The sequence below is a fragment of the Aeromonas sp. FL131 genome (assembly GCF_049860615.1).
Taxonomy (GTDB): domain Bacteria; phylum Pseudomonadota; class Gammaproteobacteria; order Enterobacterales; family Aeromonadaceae; genus Aeromonas; species Aeromonas hydrophila.
Window position 1 is genome coordinate 571,786 of record NZ_CP187595.1, and the last position, 20,106, is coordinate 591,891.

A 20,106-nucleotide genomic window follows, 5' to 3' on the forward strand; every position below is an offset into this window, starting at 1 on the left:
CGATGGCTGAACCCCGTTTTATCCACCTGCGGGTCCACTCCGACTTCTCCATGGTCGACGGCCTGCAGAAGATCAATCCCATCGTCGGTGCGGCGGCGGCCAACAACATGCCGGCGCTGGCGCTGACCGACCAGATGAACATGTGCGGCCTGGTGCGCTTCTACGGCGCCGCCCACGGCAAGGGCGTCAAGCCCATCGTCGGGGCCGACTTCTGGGTGCAGAGTGACGAGCTCGGCGACGAGCAGTTCCGCCTCACCCTGCTCGCCATGGACAACGACGGTTACCAGAACATCACCTTGCTCATCTCCCGCGGCTATCAGCGCGGTCACGTGCAGGGGCGCCCGGTCATCGACAAGGCCTGGCTGGCCGAACACGCCAAGGGGGTGATCGTGCTCTCCGGCGGGCGCGAGGGGGACGTGGGCAAGTTCCTGCTCAAGGGCAACCGCCAGATGACCGAGCAGTGTCTCGCCTTCTATCAGACCCACTTCCCCGACGCCTATTATCTGGAGCTGCTGCGCACCGGCCGCCCCGATGAAGAGGTCTACCTGCACATGGCGGTGGCGGTTGCCACCGAGTTCGCGCTGCCGGTGGTGGCCACCAATGAGGTGGTATTCCTCACCGCCGATGACTTCGACGCCCACGAGATTCGGGTCGCCATCCACGACGGCTATACCCTGATGGACAAGCGCCGGCCGCGTCGCTACAGCCCGCAGCAGTATCTGCGCAGCCAGGAGGAGATGGCGGAGCTGTTTGCCGACATCCCCGAGGCGCTGGAGAACACGGTGGAGATCGCCAAGCGCTGCAACGTGACGGTGCGCCTCGGTGAATACTTCCTGCCCAACTTCCCGACCGGTGACATGACCACCGAAGACTTCCTGGTCATGAAGTCGAAAGAGGGGCTGGAGGAGCGGCTGGAATTCCTGTTCCCGGATCCGGCGGTGCGGGCCGAGCGCCGTCCCGAGTACGATGAGCGGCTCGACATCGAGCTCAAAGTGATCAACCAGATGGGCTTCCCGGGTTACTTCCTCATCGTGATGGAGTTTATCCAGTGGTCCAAGGACAACGGCATCCCCGTTGGCCCGGGCCGGGGCTCGGGGGCGGGTTCCCTGGTGGCCTACGCCCTCAAGATCACCGACCTCGATCCGCTGGAATTTGACCTGCTGTTCGAACGTTTCCTGAACCCCGAGCGGGTATCCATGCCCGACTTCGACGTCGACTTCTGCATGGACCGGCGCGACGAGGTGATCGACCACGTCTCCGAGATGTACGGCCGGGAAGCGGTATCGCAGATCATCACCTTCGGCAGCATGGCGGCCAAGGCGGTGGTGCGGGACGTGGGCCGGGTGCTGGGCCACGCCTACGGCTTCGTCGATCGCATCTCGAAACTCATTCCGCCGGATCCGGGCATGACGCTCGCCAAGGCGTTCGAGGCCGAACCCAAGCTGCCCGAGCTCTACGAGCAGGATGAGGAGGTCAAGGACCTCATCGACATGGCGCGCCGGCTGGAAGGGGTGGTGCGCAACGCCGGCAAGCACGCCGGTGGCGTGGTGATCGCGCCCACCAAGATCACCGACTTCGCGCCGCTCTACTGCGATGACGAAGGCCATCACCCGGTCACCCAGTTCGACAAGAACGACGTGGAGTACGCCGGGCTGGTGAAGTTCGACTTCCTCGGCCTGCGCACGCTCACCATCATCGACTGGGCGCTCGGCATGATAAACCCGCGCCTTGCCAAAGAGGGCAAGCCGCCGGTCGACATCGCCGCCATCCCCATCGACGACAAGCGCTCGTTCGATCTGCTGCAGCGCTACGAGACCACCGCGGTATTCCAGCTGGAATCCCGCGGCATGAAGGATCTCATCAAGCGGCTGCAGCCTGACTGCTTCGAAGACATGATCGCTCTGGTGGCGTTGTTCCGCCCGGGCCCGCTGCAGTCCGGCATGGTGGACAACTTCATCGAGCGCAAGCACGGCAAGGAGGCTATCTCCTATCCGGACGAGAAGTGGCAGCACGAGAGTCTGCAACCGATCCTCGAGCCCACCTACGGCATCATCCTCTATCAGGAGCAGGTGATGCAGATTGCCCAGACCCTGGCGGGATATACGCTGGGTGGCGCGGACATGCTGCGCCGGGCGATGGGCAAGAAAAAACCCGAAGAGATGGCCAAGCAACGGGCCGGCTTCGAGGAGGGCGCGGTAAAGAACGGCGTCGACGGCGAGCTGGCGATGAAGATCTTCGATCTGGTGGAGAAGTTTGCGGGCTACGGCTTCAACAAATCCCACTCCGCCGCCTATGCGCTGGTCTCCTACCAGACCCTCTGGCTCAAGACCCACTTCCCGGCGGAGTTCATGGCGGCGGTAATGACCGCCGACATGGACAACACCGACAAGATAGTGACCCTGGTGGACGAGTGCCAGCGGATGGGGCTGACCGTGATCCCGCCGGACGTGAACACCGGTCGCTATCGCTTCAGCGTCAACGAAGATGGCCACATCGTCTACGGCATCGGCGCGGTGAAGGGGGTGGGGGAAGGCCCCATCGATGCGATTCTGGAAGCGCGGGATCGGGACGGGCCGTTCCGCGATCTGTTCGATTTCTGCAACCGGGTCGACATCAAGAAGCTCAACAAGCGGGTGATGGAGAAGCTCATCCTCTCCGGCGCCATGGATCGGCTCGGCCCCCACCGCGCCGCCCTGATGGCGACCCTGGAGGAGGCGATGCGCGCCGCCGAGCAGCACGCCAAGGCGCAGGCGGTGGGTCAGGTCGACATGTTCGGCGTGCTCACCGAAGAGATAGACGACGTCAAGAAGGCGTTCGCCAACGTACCGCACTGGCCTGACAAGGTGTGGCTGGAAGGGGAGCGCGAGACCCTCGGGCTCTACCTCACCGGTCACCCCATCAACCAGTACAGCGGCGAGCTGCGTCGTTATACCTCGGGTCGTCTGTGCGATCTGCACCCCACCTCCCGCGATACCGTGACCACGGCCGCCGGCTTGGTGATTGCGGCGCGCAGCATGGTGACCAAGCGTGGCAACAAGATGGGGATCTTCACCCTGGACGACCGTTCCGGTCGCCTCGATGTGACCCTGTTCAGTGAAGCGCTGGAAAAGTATGAAGAATTGATGCAAAAAGACCGTATTTTGGTGGTTTCTGGACAGGTCAGCTTTGATGACTTCTCCGGTGGCCTTAAAATGTCGGCCCGTGAATTACTGGATATCAACGATGCGAGAGAGCGTTTTGCCAGGGCGATCCGCATCTCTCTCGATGAACAGCAGATTGATGATCGTTTTTTCCCGCGTTTGTGCGAGATTTTGGAACCCGCCCGTGCCGGAGTCTGTCCGGTTCAGGTAAACTATCGTCGCCCCGGCTCCCGGGTGCGATTGACGCTCGGTACCGAGTGGCGGGTGACGCCCACCGATCAACTGATAGATGACTTGCGCGTCCTGCTTGGACGAGAGCGGGTTGAATTGGTTTTTGATTAGAGGATCTATAGTCCCTATGAGTCTTTTTCTGGATTTTGAACAGCCGATCGCCGAGTTGCAGGCGCAGATTGACGAACTCCGTCATGTGAGTGAAGGCAATCACGCCGTGGATCTTAAAGAAGAGATCCGTCGGCTGGAGAAGAAAAACGAAGAGCTGACCAAGAAGATCTTCGGCGATCTGGGGGCCTGGCAGGTATCCCAGATGGCGCGTCATCCCCAGCGCCCCTATACCCTCGACTACATCGAGCACATCTTCACCGACTTCGACGAGCTGGCCGGCGATCGCGCCTATGCCGATGACAAGGCCATCGTCGGAGGCATCGCCCGTCTCGACGGCGAGCCGGTGATGGTCATCGGTCACCAGAAGGGGCGCGAGACCAAGGAGAAGATCAAGCGCAACTTCGGCATGCCGCGCCCGGAAGGGTATCGCAAGGCCCTGCGCCTGATGGAGATGGCCGAGCGTTTCAAGATGCCGATCATCACCTTCATCGACACCCCGGGTGCTTACCCTGGCGTCGGTGCCGAGGAGCGCGGCCAGTCCGAGGCGATTGCCCGCAACCTGAAAGTCATGGCCGGTCTGACCGTGCCGGTGGTCTGCACCGTGATCGGTGAAGGCGGCTCCGGCGGCGCCCTGGCCATCGGCGTCGGCGATCGCGTCAACATGCTGCAGTACTCCACCTACTCGGTCATCTCGCCGGAAGGGTGCGCCTCCATCCTGTGGAAGAGCGCCGACAAGGCGCCGGTCGCGGCCGACGCCATGGGCATCACCGCCCAGCGGCTGAAAGAGCTGAAACTCATCGACAACATCGTCGAGGAGCCGCTCGGTGGCGCCCACCGCAATGTGGAAAAGATGGCCAAGCGCCTGAAAGACCGCATTCAGCAGGATCTGAACGCCCTGCGCCCGCTCGAGACCGAGCAGCTGCTGGAGCAGCGTTACCAGCGCCTGCTGGGCTACGGCTACTGCTAAGCCCGCTTCGGTATCGCACCATGCTGGAAGGCCCCCGCTCTGCGGGGGCCTTCTTTTTCTGGGCGAGAGTTTGGGCGAAAGCGGGGCAGTGAAAAATCCTGTTCATATGGATACCTGTTGGCACGATGTTTGCCAAAACCACCCTGTTGGATCAATTCAACTGCGATTTGTAGCCAAAAAAAGTGGGATCCCGCTCCCGTTTTGCTTAAAGTGATTGTTTCCGATCGACCCGATCGGCATGCCCGCAAGGACGCTCTGCGGACGTAAACAGGTCAGCCCGGCCTGATTCACAGGAATGTTCACCTTCCCGGCGGCCCAGTCTTGTGCAGCACCCTGCTGCGTCCAGCCGCCCCGGTGTTACGTCACTCTCATCGTGCATCGTCTCCATCTGCAGCGAGTGAATCATGAGCGAATCAGTTTTTGAGATCCATGACTGGACCCTGAGCGTCGACGACAACATGCTGTGTCGTCCCGACCGCGAGGTCTACCTCGAGCCCCGGCTAGTCAATCTGTTGCGCTTCCTGGCCAGTAACGCCGGCACGGTATTTGGGCGTGACTGCCTGATCAACGAGGTGTGGGACGGCGCCGAAGTGACCGATCAGGTGGTGACCCAGTCCATCTTCGAGCTGCGCAAGATCCTCAAAGACGGTCGCAACGATGCCGCCGACTACATAGTCACCGTGCCCAAGCGCGGCTACAAGCTGGTGGCGCCGGTGAGGCCGCTGCAAGTGGTGTCGGTGGTGATGGCGCCAGCTGGCAACGAAGTCCAGAGCGATTTGAGCCCGCCGCTGGCAGAGGAGGACGTGGAGGCCGTGGTCACCGCGGCCCCCTTCCCGGCCGGCCCATTGACCCGGGCCATCTCGAGCCACGCCCAGGATGGCCGCAGCCGCTGGAAGATGATCGGCTTCGATGTTTTCGTCGCGGTGATCCTGGTCTCCATCGTCAGCCTGCTCAGCTATCAGCACGCCAGCCCCCAGGTGCACTCCATGCTGGATCCCGACCTGCTGGTATTTCGCTTTCACTCCGGCATGGATGGCAGCAACGAGAACGTGCGCCTGGCCGACGGCATCACCCGCGCCCTGATGGGGGAGGTGGCCGCCGCCACGCCGCTGCGGGTGCAGTATGGTGCCAACACCCTGATGGGGGGCATCCTGCCCGGCAAGGAGCTGAGCGTACGGGTCTCCCGCCAGCCGGGGGGCACCTATCTCGATCTGGAGTACCGCAACATCAACACCAACCGGGTGCTGTTCAGCCACCAGTACCAGCTCAGCCGTCACAACGTGCACGGGGTGTTGCAGGCGAGCAGCCAGGATCTGCTGCGCGCCCTCGATCAGCCGGACGTGCTGCCCGGCATGGGCTGGCCGACGGATGACGGGGCGCTGATGGCCATGATGGAGGCGCACTACTACATCAACAGCCAGGACCCGGTGGCCCTCAAACGCGGCGTCGAGCTGCTCGACAAGTCGCTGGCCAGTCAGCCGGATCAGCCGCTGCTGCTGGCGGAGCGTTATCTGGCCGGGGAAGCGCTGGCGACCCTGACGGGGACTTCCCAGAGCGAGCGCCTGCAGGGCATAGGTGCCCATCTGGCCAGCGTGGTACGGGAGCAGGCCGCCCTGCCGGCCCGGGTCTGGGAGGCCCTCACCCTGCAGGCGATCCTGAACGGACAGCAGCAGGAGGCTACCCGTCTGCTGGCCGAGGCCGCCAGCCGGGGCCGCTCCGTGCTCTATCACATTCTGCGTGGCAAGCTGGCCGAGCTGGATGGCCGCCCCGAGGCGGCGGGGGATGCCTACAGCCAGGCCTTCCTGATGGAGGCGACCGAGCAGACCTATCTGCTCTGCCAGCAGCTCGGTTTTTACAGCAACATGGAAACCCTCACCCCGGCCCTGTTCAATGCCCTTGGTCAGAGCAAGGTGAAGCTGTTCTGATTCCCGCCGGGGCCATCCCGGCCCTGTCGTCAAGGCGGCGCTCCCCGCCGGTTGCCTGAGGGGCGCCGGCGGGCGCGCCGTCTGACCTTCTCTCAGCCGTATCCATCCCCATCCCAGGTTTGCCCCGTGCAGGCATGAGCCATGGTTGCCGCCATCCTTGGCACCAGCATCGAACTGTCTCTCTGTCTCCCCGCCGAACCTCCGAACCTCCGAACCTCCGAACCTCCGAACCAGCCGAGCTGGCGCCGGTGTGTACCGTGCTGCAGGCACTCAAGGTGCCCGATCTCAGCCTTGATATTGTCTTGAGTTGTCTTGAGCCAGGAGCGCGGTGTAGTTGTGGTCACCAGCCGGTGCCTGTTGCGGCGGCCGAGCACAGGTATAGCGCTGCCGGCCGAAAGAAATAGCGCGCTCACGGTCGACGGGGTGCAAAAACACCCAGCAAAAGGGCTGTGCGAACCCGTCTGCCGGGTATGGCCGGACTCGCTGGGTCATGAATGACGCGCTTTATGCTGCGGCGTCCCTCAGAAAAATATCAAGGCGTGTCGACTGGCGCTTATCGGCCCCATCAAGGGGGGCGGCCGATATCAAGGTTTTATCAAGGTGCTTGATGGCGCATCAGCCAGCCGATTGTTTTTAAAGTGTTTTTATCGATTTAGGCCACCTGCTCGAAAAAGTTCACTCATGTTTTTATCCCTTAGCTGGTCTTTATGTTTTCCGGGGCCGAGGAGCCTAGTCTGTGGCCATTGGTTGGCGGGAGGCTCCGCCAAGCGTGTGTTTGATGCCTTAATATCGACCCGGAGATTTTATGTCCCTAGATACGAGCAAGAAGATCGGCCTTGTCGCCTGTACAGGTGTGGTGGCCGGCAACATGATGGGGAGCGGTATTGCACTGCTGCCCTCGGCCCTGGCCACCATAGGTTCCATCTCTGTGTTCAGCTGGGCCATCTGCCTGGTCGGCGCCATGGGGTTGGCCTTCGTGTTTGCCCGCCTAGCCACCAAGAACCCGCAAGAGGGTGGTCCCATCGCCTATGCTGGCGAGATCTCCCCGGTGTTCGGTTTCCAGACCGGTGTGCTTTATTACCACGCCAACTGGATCGGTAACCTGGCCATCGCCATTACCGGCGTCTCCTACCTCTCCGTCTTCTTCCCCATTCTCAACAGCCCAATCCCGGCCGCCGTGGCCACCATCGCCGCCGTCTGGATCTTCACCTTCGTCAACCTGCTTGGCGGCAGTTGGGTGAGCCGGCTCTGTACCCTGGGTCTGGTGCTGATCCTGTTGCCGGTAGTGGGTACCGCCGTGATGGGCTGGGGTCATTTTGATGCCACCGTCTACAGCCAGAACTGGAACACCACCAGCGGCAGCGACCTGCATGCGGTCATCAGCGCCGTGCTGATCTGCCTCTGGTCCTTCGTGGGCGTTGAGTCCGCCGCCGTCTCTTCCGGCATGGTGAAGAACCCCAAGCGCACCGTACCGCTCGCCACCATGCTGGGCACCGGTATCGCTGGCGTCATCTACATCCTCTCCACCCAGGTGATCAGCGGCATGTTCCCGGCCGGTGAAGTGGCTGCCTCCGGCGCCCCGTTTGCCATGGCCTCTTCCGCCATCTTCGGCAGCTGGTCTGCGCCGTTCGTTTCCGCCTTCACCGCCCTGGCCTGCTTCACCTCGCTGGGTTCCTGGATGATGCTGGTGGGCGAGGCGGGCAAGCGTGCCGCCCACGACGGCAACTTCCCGAAAATCTATGGCGAAGTGGACAAGAACGGCGTCGCCAAGAAGGGTCTGATCCTGGGCTCCCTCAAGATGACTGCGCTGATGGTCGGCCTGACCGCCTTCACCTCCCAGTCCGCCCACGCTGCCGATCTCTTCAACGTGCTGACCACAGATGCGGTGCTGCTGACCATGCTGCCCTACTTCTACTCCAGCATTAACCTGATCCGTTTTGAAGGCATGACCTCCCGCAGCATCGGCGCCATGATCTTCTCCGGTGTCGCCTGCGTGTTCTGCCTGGTGGCCCTGATGGGTGCCAAGGGTTCCAACCTCACCGCTACTTTCGTGGTGTCGCTCATCATCCTGATGTTCTACGCCAAGAAACAGGGTCTGCGTCAGCACGACGCCCTGCTCAAAGAGCAGACCAGCCACTAATTCCGTTTTCCTTTTCCGAGCGCTCTTCACTCACCATCCCTGATGGAGAGCGCCCCATCACGTGTGGAGCATTACGATGAACATCATTGCCATCCTCAACCACCTGGGCGTTTTCTTCAAAGAAGAACCCATTCGCCAGCTGCAAGCCTCCCTAGAGCGCAAGGGTTTCGAGGTCGTCTATCCGGTCGACGTGGCCGACCTGCTGAAACTGATTGAGAAGAACCCCCGCGTCTGCGGCGCCATCTTCGACTGGGACAAATACTCCCTGGGCCTGTGCAAGGAGATCCACGATCGCAACGAGAAGCTGCCGATCTTCGCCTTCGCCAACGACCAGTCCACCCTGGACATTCACCTGACCGACCTGCGTCTGAACGTGCACTTCTTCGAGTACCGTCTCGGCATGGCTGACGACATCGCCCTCAAGATGGGTCAGGCCACTCAGGAGTATCAGGACGCCATCCTGCCGCCGTTCACCAAGGCGCTGTTCAAATACGTGGAAGAGGGTAAATACACCTTCTGTACTCCGGGTCACATGGGCGGTACCGCCTTCCAGATGAGCCCGGCCGGCAGCATCTTCTATGACTTCTACGGCCCGAACGCGTTCAAGGCCGACGTCTCCATCTCCATGCCGGAGCTGGGCTCCCTGCTGGACCACTCAGGTCCGCACAAGGAAGCCGAGGAGTACATCGCCCGTACTTTCAACGCCGATCGCTCCTACATCGTCACCAACGGCACCTCCACCGCCAACAAGATCGTCGGCATGTACTCGGCGCCGGCCGGCAGCACTGTGCTGGTGGATCGCAACTGCCACAAGTCGCTCACTCACCTGATGATGATGAACGACGTGACCCCGCTCTACTTCCGTCCGACCCGCAACGCCTACGGCATCCTGGGCGGCATCCCGCAGAGCGAATTCAGCCGCGAGACCATCGCCGCCAAGGTCGCCGCCACCCCGGGTGCCCAGGCGCCGCGCTACGCCGTGATCACCAACTCCACCTATGACGGCCTGCTCTACAATACCGGCTTCATCAAGGAGGCGCTGGACACCCCTTACATCCACTTCGACAGTGCCTGGGTGCCCTACACCAACTTCAGCCCGATCTATGAAGGCAAGTGCGGCATGAGCGGTGAGGCGATGCCGGGCAAGGTGTTCTACGAAACCCAGTCCACCCACAAGCTGCTGGCGGCCTTCTCCCAGGCCTCGATGATCCACATCAAGGGCGACGTGGAGGAAGAGACCTTCAACGAAGCCTTCATGATGCACACCTCCACCTCGCCGCAGTACGGCATCGTGGCCTCCACCGAGATCTCCGCCGCCATGATGCGTGGCAACACCGGCAAGCGGCTGATCAAGGACTCCATCGATCGCGCCATCTCCTTCCGCAAAGAGATCAAGCGCCTGCGTGAGCAGAGTGAAGGCTGGTTCTTCGACGTATGGCAGCCGGATGACATCGACACCGTCGAGTGCTGGAAGCTGGATCCGAAGGATGACTGGCACGGCTTCAAGGACATCGACGACAACCACATGTACCTGGATCCCATCAAGGTCACCCTGCTGACCCCGGGCATGGGCCGCAATGGTCAGCTGCTGGACAACGGCATCCCGGCCTCCCTGGTCTCCAAGTTCCTGGACGAGCGCGGCATCGTGGTGGAGAAGACCGGCCCCTACAACCTGCTGTTCCTGTTCTCCATCGGTATCGATCAGTCCAAGGCGATGCAGCTGCTGCGCGCCCTGACCGAGTTCAAGCGCGGTTACGATCTGAACCTGACCATCAAGAGCATACTGCCGAGCCTCTATCGCGAAGACCCGAGCTTCTACGAAGGGATGCGCATCCAGGAGCTGGCGCAGCGCATTCACGAGCTGACCAGCAAGTACCGCCTGCCGGAGCTGATGTTCAAGGCGTTCGACGTGCTGCCGGAGATGAAGATGACCCCGCACGCCGCCTGGCAGCAGGAGCTGGCCGGCAACGTGGTCGAAGTGCCGCTGCGCGACATGGTGGACCGCATCAGCGCCAACATGATCCTGCCGTACCCGCCGGGAGTACCGCTGGTGCTGCCGGGCGAGATGGTGACCCAGGATTCTCTGCCGGTGCTCGAGTTCCTCGAGATGCTGTGCGAGATCGGGGCCCACTACCCGGGCTTCGAGACCGACATCCACGGCCTCTATCGTCAGGCCGATGGCAGCTACACCGTCAAGGTGCTGCGCTAAGCGAGAGTGACAACAACGGGCCGCAAGGCCCGTTTTTCCCATCTGGGTTCATCCATTTTTTTTGCGAGTCAGCATGAAGCGAGTTCTCTCCATCCAGTCCCACGTGGTGTTCGGCTGCGCCGGCAACAGCGCCGCCGTGTTTCCCATGCGTCGCATGGGGCTGGAGGTGTGGCCCGTCAACACGGTGCAATTTTCCAACCATACCCAGTACAGCGCAGGCTGGCAGGGGATGGTGATGCCAAACGGCCATATCCGCCAGTTGATGGCGGGGCTGGCCGACATCGGCGTACTGGGGCAGTGCGATGCGATCCTGAGCGGTTATCTCGGCTCGGCCGAGCAGGGGGAGGAGATCCTGGCGGCGGTGGCTCACCTCAAGGCACTCAATCCGAATGCCCGCTATTTTTGCGACCCCGTGATGGGGCATCCCGACAAGGGGTGCATAGTCGCGCCCGGCGTCGCCGATTTTCTGAAAAACCGGGCGCTGGCCTGCGCCGACCTGCTGGCCCCCAATCTGCTGGAGCTGGAGCAGCTGACCGGCCGCGAGATCTGCAATCTGAGCGAGGCGCTGGCGGCTTGCCAGCAACTGCGTGAAGGGGGCGTCGAGCTGGTGATGGTCAAGCATCTGGGCCGCGCCGGCTTGAGCCTGGACCGGTTCGAGATGCTGCTGGTGTGCGAAGAGGGGGCGTTTCATATCTCGCGCCCCCTCTATGAGTTTCAGCGTCAGCCCATCGGGGTGGGGGATCTGCTGAGTGCCACCATGCTGGCCAACCTGCTGGCGGGCTTCACGCCGGTGGCGGCGTTCGAGCGCACCAATGCCAGTGTGGATGCGGTGCTGGCCCAGACCTGGCTGGCGGGCGCCTACGAGCTGCAGCTGGTGGCCGCCCAGCAGGCGATGGTCGAGCCCGAGATCCGCACCTGTGCCCGCCGGCTGCCGGCCTGATGGCGGCGCTTAACCGGCGCGTCTGGCCAGTTGCACTTGTTGGCGCGCGCTAAGCGGTTTGCGATTGGGCCGGCTCAGCGGGGCACAGGCCAGCTTGAGACGGCGCCATTCCCGCCACAGCAGCCAGCACAGCGGCAGGGTCAGCAACACCACGGTAGTGGGCTGGGCCAGCAGCACGCCGTCCCGGCCCCACCAGAGCGGCAGCATGAAGATCAGCGGCAGCAGCAGCAGGGTCTTGGCGGCCGAGATGAGCAGCGCCTGGCGGGTACGGGCCATGGACTGCAGCAGCACGATGCCGAACATGATGATCCCCTCCAGCGGAATGGCGCCGAGGTTGAGAGTCAGGCTGCTGATGGCGGCCGCGAGCAGCTCGCCATCCTGATCGCCGGTGTAGAGCATGGCCACCTGGCGCGGTAGCAGCTGGATCAGCAGCCAGACCGCCAGACCGTAGACGAGCGTGATCTTGAGCCCCATCTCCATCAGGAACTTGAGGTCACGATGACGTTTGGCGCCGGCCGCCTGACTGACCAGCGGCTGGATGCCGAAGGCCAGCCCCTGCAGGATGACGATGAACACCGCCTCGGTGTAACCGGCCACGGTGAAGCCGGCCAGATCCTTGACCGAACCGTGCACCATCAGCTGGCTGTTGTGCAGCAGCAGCAGCAGGCCGAGGTTGAACTGGGCGATCAGGCTCGGCAGGCCGGTGAACAGTAGGTTCGGCATGGCCGGGAAGTCGGGCACCAGGTGGCGCCACTCTATGCGCAGCTTGGCATAGCGGGTAAAGAAATACCCCAGCCCGAGCAGGCTGACGACCCCTTCGGAGATGAGGGTGGCCTGCGCCGTACCGATCAGACCCAGCCCCAGCCGGCCCACCATGATGTAGTTGAGGATGATGTTGAGGATGGCGCCGCTGCTCACCAGCAGCATGGCGAGACGGGGGCGGCCGTCATTGCGCAGCAGATAGGGCACCGCCAGGTTGCAGGCCAGCAGCAGGGTGCCGCCGCCGATCCAGTAGAGGTAGTCGCTGGCCTGTTGCCAGGTATCGGTACCCTGTTCAATGCCCAGTGCCAGCAGGATGTCGACGTGCCAGTAGTGCAGCAGCAGCGGCGCCACGGCGCCCAGCAGCCCCAGCAGCCAGAGCGCATTGACCAGCGCCTGGCGGGCCAGGCCGAAATTCCTGGCACCTTGCTGGAAGGAGATGGCGGTGGCCGCCCCCATGCTGATCATGGCGGCGAGACCGATCAGCACCATGATGACCGGGTAGACCAGGTTGATGCCGGCGAGGCCGGCGGCCCCCACGTAGTGACCGACGAAGATGCCATCGACCAGGTAGTAGGCGCCGGATACCAGCATGGCCATGATGGAGGGGAGGGCATAGCCCCAGAAACGGCGGGTCATCGCCCGCTGGCGCAGAGTGAAGTAGGCAGACATATCTGTTCTCTTGGGGAGTTCGATTATCGAGCAGATAGTCTAGATTAATATTTTTTTATCGATAATCCGGTTTCTACTTGATGAATTGATGAGCCAAATTCATCAATCAGCGTGACTGGTAGTGTCCCTTGAGCATGTCGATGAGGGCGCGCAGCCCGTTGCCCAGCTGATGGCGACTGGGATAGAAGAGCGAGAAACCGACGAAGGTGGGGCACCAGGGCTCCAGCACGCTTACCAGGGTGCCCTCGGCCAGCTGCCTGCTCACCTCCTCTTCCAGACAGTAGGCCAGCCCCAGTCCCGCCTCGGCGGCCCCCAGGTAGAGGGCCGGCGTGCTGGTGGTGAGCGGCCCGGTCACTTCGATCTCCAGCATGGAGCCCTCCTCGCCGGCAAAGGCCCAGCGATAGTGATGGGAGGGGGTGAGCCGATAGCCGATGCAGGCGTGCCGGGTCAATTCGCGCGGGTGCTGCGGGGTGCCGTGCTCGGCCAGATAGGCGGGGGCGGCCACCACCAGATAGCGCTGGGGCGGGCCGAGCGGTACCCCGATCATCTCCTTGGGCAGCAGATCCCCATAAAAGAGGGCGGCGTCATAGCCATCTTCGATGAGACGCGGCATCAACTCCTGCTCCACCACCTCCACCTGCATGCGCGGGTAACGCACCATGTAATCGATCAGCACCGGGGCCAGCAACTCATCGATGGCGCCGCGCGGTGCGCTGATCTTCAGCCTTCCTACCGGTTCGTCGCAGTGACGGGCCAGTTCACCCAGTGCACTCTCCAGATGGCTCAAGGTTGGCAGCAACTGGGTCAGCAGGCGCTGACCCGCATCTGTGGGGACCACGGCGCGGGTACTGCGATTGAGCAGGCGCACCCCCAAACGGGTCTCCAGCCCTTTCAGGCTGTGGCTCAGGGCGGAGGCAGACACGCCGAGTTCGAGAGCGGCCTTGCTGAAACTCTGGTGGCGGGCGACGGCGGCAAACACCGCCAGTTCGGCGAGATCGGTACGGGTGATGGCCATATTAATTCAGCGAAAAAATGTTGAGCAACAGGGTACGTCAGCGGACGGCGAGGCACAACCTGAGCAAGAAATGGGCGAATGTAAGCAATTTGTTGTACCTACAAGGATATAGATACGGGTGAAACTACCTCTATTTGTTAACGGCTGTTCACAAAATTGGGCTCGTAACGTGATCTCTGACGCCAGAAAGGCGATTCCAGTCAAACTTTGGTTGATTAATTCAAAAAAACACTGTGATCGCTAAGGGGATTTAATTAGAGTCAGCGCATCGGAACAAAAGCGTGTTAGCGAGTTGTAAAGTCTGACGCGTTTGTGGCCCTCGGGCCTATGACCCGCCGGCTTGTTTGTTGCAATTTGGTTGTTACATGGAGTGATGACCAGCTTGCCGGGCCGACGGGATGAGAATAACAGGGATGGACTGCAGGAGTTCCAGGGAGATGGAACAGGGCATTGCGCCCGGTTGACTAGAAATTTTCTATTTTCCTTGATGACAGGAACACCCCTATGTCTGACATGAACATTGCAGTAGAAGGCAGCTTAGCCAGTAATGCGTCTTCCCGTGGCATCAACAAGGCCGATGTGGTCTGGATGCTGGGTCTGTACGGTACCGCCATCGGTGCCGGTGTACTCTTCCTGCCGATCAACGCCGGTGTAGGTGGTCTGTGGCCGCTGGTTGCCATGCTGGTCCTGGCCCTGCCGCTGACCTTCTTCGCACACCGTGGCCTGACCCGCTTCGTGCTGTCCGGTTCCACCCGTGATGGCGACATCACCGAGGTAGTGGAAGAGCACTTCGGCAAGACCGCAGGCAAGTTCATCACCCTGCTCTACTTCTTTGCCATCTACCCGATCGTACTGATGTACTCGGTAGCCATCACCAACACCGTCGAGAGCTTGATCGTTCACCAGCTGGGCATGACTGCGCCTCCCCGTGCCATCCTGTCACTGGCGCTGATCCTGGGTCTGATGGCGGTTGTTCGTCTGGGCGGCCAGGTTATCGTCAAAGCGATGAGCGTGCTGGTATTCCCGTTCGTGATCACCCTGATGGGTCTGGCGTTCTACCTGATCCCGCACTGGAACGGTGCCATCATCACTGAAGCTCCGGCGCTGGGTGACGCCTTCAACGGCGACTTCATCAAGACCCTGTGGCTGGCCATCCCGGTCATGGTGTTCTCCTTCAACCACTCTCCGATCATCTCCTCCTTCGCGGTGGACAACAAGGGTCGCTACGGTGAAGGTGCCGAGAAGAAGTGCAGCAACATCCTGCTGGGCGCCCACGTCATGATGGTGATGACCGTGATGTTCTTCGTATTCAGCTGCGTACTGAGCCTCTCCCCGGCTGACCTGGCTGCTGCCAAGGAACAGAACATCTCCATTCTGTCCTACCTGGCCAACCACTTCGACAACCCGGTTATCGCCACCGTGGCTCCGCTGATCGCCATGGTCGCCATCAGCAAGTCCTTCCTGGGTCACTACCTGGGTGCACAAGAGGGCATGAACGGTCTGATGGCCAAGGCGCTGCGTGAGAAAGGCAAGAACGTTGACGTCAAGCAACTGAACAAAGTGACCGCAGTGTTCATGATCCTGACCACCTGGGCCATCGCCACCATCAACCCGAGCATCCTCGGCATGATTGAAGACCTGGGCGGCCCTATCATCGCGATGCTGCTGTTCCTGATGCCGATGTACGCCATCACCAAGGTGCCGGCCATGCGCAAATACGCTGGCAACATCAGCAACGTGTTCGTGACCATCATCGGCCTGATCGCCATGTCCGGTATCATCTACAAGCTGATTGCCTGATAACACGGGTTACCCGCTTGAATGAAAAAGCCGCCTCGCAAGAGGCGGCTTTTTTTATGGCCGGGATTCAGGGCTGGGCGTTGTCGATGTTCTCCGCCTGCCAGAGGGCGTAGCCCTTGCCGGAGGCGGTGGTGGGCAGGTCAATCTGCATCAGGTCATTGCCGATGACGAAGGGGCCGGAGTAGCTTGCGCGCAGGCTCTGCGCCAGATCCTTCACTCCGAGCTGGCCGTTGAGGCCGATATGGCTGAACACGGTCAGCGCCGGTTTGGCTTCGTTCATTACCCTGGCTGCCTGCTCGGGAGAGGCGAGGTGGCCGGCGATGGCCCGGTAGCCCGGGTTGGCCTTCATGCGGGCGGCGGAGGTCATGGAGACGCAGTGCACCAGCAGATCGGCCCCCTTGGCCTCTTTCACCACCTGCGGGCTGTAGCGGGTATCGCCGGAGAGCACCACGCTGTGGCCGTGGTAGTCGATGCGATAGCCAAACGAGGGCTTGATGTTGACCCCGTGATCGTTGTCAAAGGCGGTCACCTTGACCCCATCCCGGTCGTAGACCACCCCGGCGGTCACCTCGTGACTGTTGATCTTCACTCCGTCCAGCGGCGTCCCCTCATCCTTGACCCGGGTGGCGATGTCGGTGGCGTAGGCCTGCTGCAGGCCGCTCGCGAGGGCATCGGTGCCCTTGGGCCCGTAAAGCTCCATCGGCGTGTGACGCTGGCCGTAGGCGGGTTGCAGCCAGCCGGTCAGCCAGAGATCCGCCAGCCCGTTGGTGTGATCCGAGTGGAAGTGGGTGAGGAAGAAGGCGTTGACCCGGCCGATGGGGATATGCAGCTGCCACAAGCGGGTGGCGGAGTTGCGGCCAAAGTCGAACACCAGCTTCTGGTTGCCCGCTTCGACCAGGGTGCTGTAACCGCCGCGGCTGATCTGGGGCACCGGGGTGCCGGTGCCAAGCAGGCTGACCCGGAAGATATCGGGCTGGGCTTGAGTCGTGGTCAGGGTGGCGCTGACGGGGGCGTTCTGCTGCGGGTTGATAAAGCTGCTCTCGGCAGCCTGGCTGACACCGGTGGCCAGCAGACCGACCAGCAGGGCGGCCAGATAGGTACTTTTCATGGATGTATGTCCTGATGGGTGAGGTTGCTGATCACTATATTGGTAACCAAAAGTGCGATAAATTGGCTAAAAACCATTTCTTACTAAACTTTTGGTTGTGAATGTGGGCCGCTTGCTGCGGGCCAAATGGCCCCGGAGCGGGGCAAAGGAGGGGTTGTGGACCGATTGACCAGCATGCGTATCTTCACCCGGGTGGTGGATCTCGGTTCCTACAGCGCGGTGGCAAACGAGCAGGGGATCAGCGCCCAGATGGTGGGCAAGCATGTGCAGGGGCTGGAGCAGTGGCTGGGGGGCAAGCTGTTTCACAAAACCACCCGCCAGCAGACCCTGACCGAGCTGGGCCAGCTGTTTCTGGCTCGCTGCCAGCGAGTGCTGGAGGAGCTGGCGCTGACCGAGTCGCTGACCCAGCACCTGCTGGCCGAGCCAGCCGGGCGGCTGCGCATCGCCGCTCCCTTAAGCTTTGGCCACCACCGGCTGGTGCCGCTGCTGCCTGCCTTTCTCGACCGCTATCCCAAGCTGGAGGTGGATCTGCAGCTTACCCCGCGCTGGGTCGATCTGGTGGAGGAGGGGTTCGACGCCGCCATCCGTACCCTGCGTCCGCAGGATGAGGCGCTCATTGCCCGTCCGCTGCTGACCCAGTACTACCGCCTCTGCGCCGCACCTGATTACCTCAATCGCCACGGCGTGCCGCGCCATCCTGCCGATCTTGCTCGCCACCAGTGTCTGCACGGCAACTGGGGCGAGCACGAGCGCTGGCAGTTTGTTGGCGAGGATGGCCAGAGCGAGGAGGTACGGGTGGCCTCGCGCCTGCGTATCAACCACTGGCCGGCGCTGCTGACGGCAGCGCTGGCAGGGGCTGGCATCAGCTTGCAGCCCGCCGATCAGGTGCAAGGCCATATCGCTGCGGGGCGGCTGCTGCCCCTGCTCGATACCTACCGCATTCCGGACAAGACCCTCCACGTCATCTACCCGGCGGCGCGCCGGCAGGTACTCAAGATCACCCTGCTGGGGGATTTTCTGGCCGAGGCGCTGCGCCACCGCAGCTGATCTCGACTCACCCGCGAGCCTTCCGGCCTGAATAAAGCACTGCATATTCTTGCCATCCTGCTTAACCATCGTGCTTAACAAAGGGGCGAGGGAGGCCTAACATGGCGGGATGTTTTTCTAGTCGGGACAAAAGGATATGTCTGGGTTGAAAAAGGATCTCGGGCTCTGGCAGGGAATGGGGCTGCTCGCCACCTCGCTGCTGGGCACCGGGATCTTCGTGGTGCCGGCGACCGCCGCCTCGCTGGCGGGTGGGGCCTCGCTGTGGGCCTGGCTGCTGCTGATTGCGCTGGTACTGCCGATTGCCTTTACCTTCGCTCGTCTCGGCCGCCGCTACCCTCACGCCGGCGGCGCGCCGCACCTCATCGGCCTCGCCTTTGGCAACGGCGCCGAGCGCTTCTCCGCCTTCCTGTTTCTGGCGGTGTTGCCGGTGGGCTTGCCCGCCGCCCTGATGATCGCTGCCGGCTTCTGGCACGCCCTGTTCGACCTAGGGGAGTGGACCCTGTGGGGCATCCAGCTGCTCACCCTGCTCGGGGTATTTTTGCTGGGGCTGCGCGGGGCGCGCTCCTCCGGCAACCTGCAGTTGCTGATCGCGCTCGCCATTTTGGGGCTCACCCTGCTCATCTGGTTCAAGGGGGATATCAGCTGGCGCGACGCCGCCCGGCCGCTGCCGACGACGGACGAGTGGCCCGCCATGGCCACCGCGCTGGCGGTGATGTTCTGGTGTTTCGTCGGGCTCGAGGCCTTCGCCCACATGGGGGAGGAGTTCAAGCGACCGGAGCGGGACTATCCGCTGGCCCTGCTCGGCGGCGTGCTGCTGGCGGGGCTCATCTACTGGGTGCACTCGCTGGTGGTGCTCAAATACGGCCTCTACGGCGATGAGGCGACCAACGCCACCGCCATTCCGGCCCTGCTCTCGCTGCTGTTCGGCCCCACCGCCAAGTGGCTGGTGGCGGTGCTCGGCTATCTCTCCTGCTTTGCCAGCATCAACATCTACCTGCAGGGGTTTGCCCGGCTGATCTGGAGCATGGCGCGCGAAGGCAAGCTGCCGGTCTCGCTGGCCCGCCTCACCGCCCGCGGCGCGCCGCTGCGGGCCTTGAGTCTGGTGCTCGTTATCTGTCTGGTCTGCATCACCCTGATCATCTGGTTGCGACTGCCCCTCGATGAGCTGATCCGCTACGCCAACGGCAACTTCGTGCTGGTCTACCTGCTCTGCATGGCGGCGGGTTGGCGCCTGCTCGGCGGGGTGGGCAAGGGGCTGGCGGGGGTGAGCGTGCTGCTCTGTGCCCTGGTGCTGGTGGCGCTCGCCTCCCAAGTGCTCTATGCCGTGGTGCTCAGTCTGGGGTATGGCTGCTTCTCGTTGTGGCGGCGCAGACGCCGCCGCTCGGCACCAGATGAGGGTGTCTGCGCCATCAAGTAACCCGAAAAAAAGCCCCGCAGTGCGGGGCTTTTTGTTGCGGGTCACAGGCTGGAGGGCAGGTCGCTGCGCAAGATGGCGTAGTGGCGCAGGGAGATGAAGCCATCCCCCTTGCGCTCGCACTCTCGCGCTGTGCCCTCGTAGTGAAAGCCCGCCCGCTCCAGCAGGCGGGCGGAGGGGAGGTTGGGTTCCTCCACCACCGCCAGCAACCGGTGCAGCTCGCTGGTGCGATAAGTGAGCGGCAGCCACAGCCGCAGCGCCGCGCTCATCACCCCCTTGCCCCAATGCTCGGGATAGAGCCAGTAGCCCAGCTCGGCCCGCCGGTGAGTCGGGTCGGCATCGTTGTAACCGATGGCGCCGAGCGGTTCGCCCGTGTGGCGGTCGCGAATGAGGTGCCAGGCGCCGCGGCCGGTGCTGGTCAGCTCGGCATACCAGGCCATCTGGGCCTGGCACGCCGTCAGGCTGTCGTAGCTGACGCCGTAGTAGGCGACGACCCGCGGATCGGAGAGGCCGCGATAGATGTGGGGCAGATCGGCGTCGCTGACCGGATCCAGCCTGATGTGGGGTTGTTGCGTTGATGTCATGGTGGCTCCTTGCGGCCAGCCGGAGTTGGCCGCGAGTGGTGAGT

13 protein-coding genes are annotated in these 20,106 nt (G+C 62.5%); 9 read left to right on the forward strand and 4 right to left on the reverse strand.

What is annotated here, in order from left to right; genetic code table 11:
* The first annotated feature begins 2 nt into the window (after positions 1–2).
* The 6 genes from dnaE (at position 3) to pdxY (ending at position 11,663) form a co-directional block, all read left to right on the forward strand.
* Positions 3–3,482, forward strand: coding sequence for a DNA polymerase III subunit alpha (gene dnaE, locus ACPW75_RS02835; protein WP_077096823.1), 3,480 nt, complete (start codon positions 3–5; stop codon positions 3,480–3,482).
* A 16-nt stretch (positions 3,483–3,498) separates the two neighbouring features.
* Complete coding sequence (gene accA / locus ACPW75_RS02840) at positions 3,499–4,449, forward strand: acetyl-CoA carboxylase carboxyl transferase subunit alpha (RefSeq protein WP_016349878.1); 951 nt, start codon at positions 3,499–3,501, stop codon at positions 4,447–4,449.
* Between the two features lie 404 nt (positions 4,450–4,853).
* A complete protein-coding gene (gene cadC, locus ACPW75_RS02845) occupies positions 4,854–6,374 on the forward strand; it encodes a lysine decarboxylation/transport transcriptional activator CadC (protein WP_077096812.1) in 1,521 nt (506 codons plus the stop codon).
* A gap of 805 nt (positions 6,375–7,179) precedes the next feature.
* On the forward strand, positions 7,180–8,514 hold the full coding sequence (gene cadB, locus ACPW75_RS02850; protein ID WP_076361117.1) for a cadaverine/lysine antiporter: 1,335 nt from the start codon (positions 7,180–7,182) through the stop codon (positions 8,512–8,514).
* A 76-nt stretch (positions 8,515–8,590) separates the two neighbouring features.
* Positions 8,591–10,723, forward strand: a complete 2,133-nt coding sequence (locus ACPW75_RS02855; protein ID WP_017408594.1) for a lysine decarboxylase CadA — start codon at positions 8,591–8,593, stop codon at positions 10,721–10,723.
* Between the two features lie 73 nt (positions 10,724–10,796).
* Entirely contained in the window at positions 10,797–11,663 is an 867-nt protein-coding gene (pdxY, locus tag ACPW75_RS02860) for a pyridoxal kinase PdxY (protein ID WP_024946037.1), read from the forward strand.
* Positions 11,664–11,672: 9 nt separating this feature from the next.
* Here pdxY and ACPW75_RS02865 read toward each other — a convergent pair whose 3' ends face one another.
* Together ACPW75_RS02865 and ACPW75_RS02870 are read right to left on the reverse strand one after the other, a co-directional pair.
* Positions 11,673–13,094 (reverse strand): MATE family efflux transporter, encoded by a 1,422-nt coding sequence (locus ACPW75_RS02865; RefSeq protein ID WP_077096810.1) that lies wholly within the window; start codon positions 13,092–13,094, stop codon positions 11,673–11,675.
* A 106-nt stretch (positions 13,095–13,200) separates the two neighbouring features.
* The gene (locus tag ACPW75_RS02870; protein ID WP_077096808.1) at positions 13,201–14,109 is read right to left on the reverse strand and encodes a LysR substrate-binding domain-containing protein; all 909 of its coding nucleotides are present in this window, start codon (positions 14,107–14,109) and stop codon (positions 13,201–13,203) included.
* Positions 14,110–14,613: 504 nt separating this feature from the next.
* On the opposite strand from ACPW75_RS02870, the gene ACPW75_RS02875 reads away from it, so the two are divergent.
* On the forward strand, positions 14,614–15,909 hold the full coding sequence (locus ACPW75_RS02875) for an HAAAP family serine/threonine permease (protein WP_179101462.1): 1,296 nt from the start codon (positions 14,614–14,616) through the stop codon (positions 15,907–15,909).
* Positions 15,910–15,976: 67 nt separating this feature from the next.
* Here ACPW75_RS02875 and ACPW75_RS02880 read toward each other — a convergent pair whose 3' ends face one another.
* Positions 15,977–17,017, reverse strand: a complete 1,041-nt coding sequence (locus ACPW75_RS02880) for an MBL fold metallo-hydrolase (protein ID WP_077096806.1) — start codon at positions 17,015–17,017, stop codon at positions 15,977–15,979.
* Between the two features lie 156 nt (positions 17,018–17,173).
* On the opposite strand from ACPW75_RS02880, the gene ACPW75_RS02885 reads away from it, so the two are divergent.
* The gene (locus tag ACPW75_RS02885; RefSeq protein ID WP_077096804.1) at positions 17,174–18,064 is read left to right on the forward strand and encodes a LysR family transcriptional regulator; all 891 of its coding nucleotides are present in this window, start codon (positions 17,174–17,176) and stop codon (positions 18,062–18,064) included.
* 136 nt (positions 18,065–18,200) lie between these two features.
* Positions 18,201–19,481 carry an L-methionine/branched-chain amino acid transporter gene (gene yjeH / locus ACPW75_RS02890; protein WP_190283707.1) on the forward strand — a complete coding sequence of 427 codons (1,281 nt, stop codon included), beginning with the start codon at positions 18,201–18,203 and terminating at the stop codon, positions 19,479–19,481.
* A gap of 41 nt (positions 19,482–19,522) precedes the next feature.
* On the opposite strand, the gene ACPW75_RS02895 is transcribed toward yjeH, so the two are convergent.
* Complete coding sequence (locus tag ACPW75_RS02895) at positions 19,523–20,062, reverse strand: GNAT family N-acetyltransferase (protein ID WP_077096234.1); 540 nt, start codon at positions 20,060–20,062, stop codon at positions 19,523–19,525.
* Positions 20,063–20,106 lie beyond the last annotated feature (44 nt).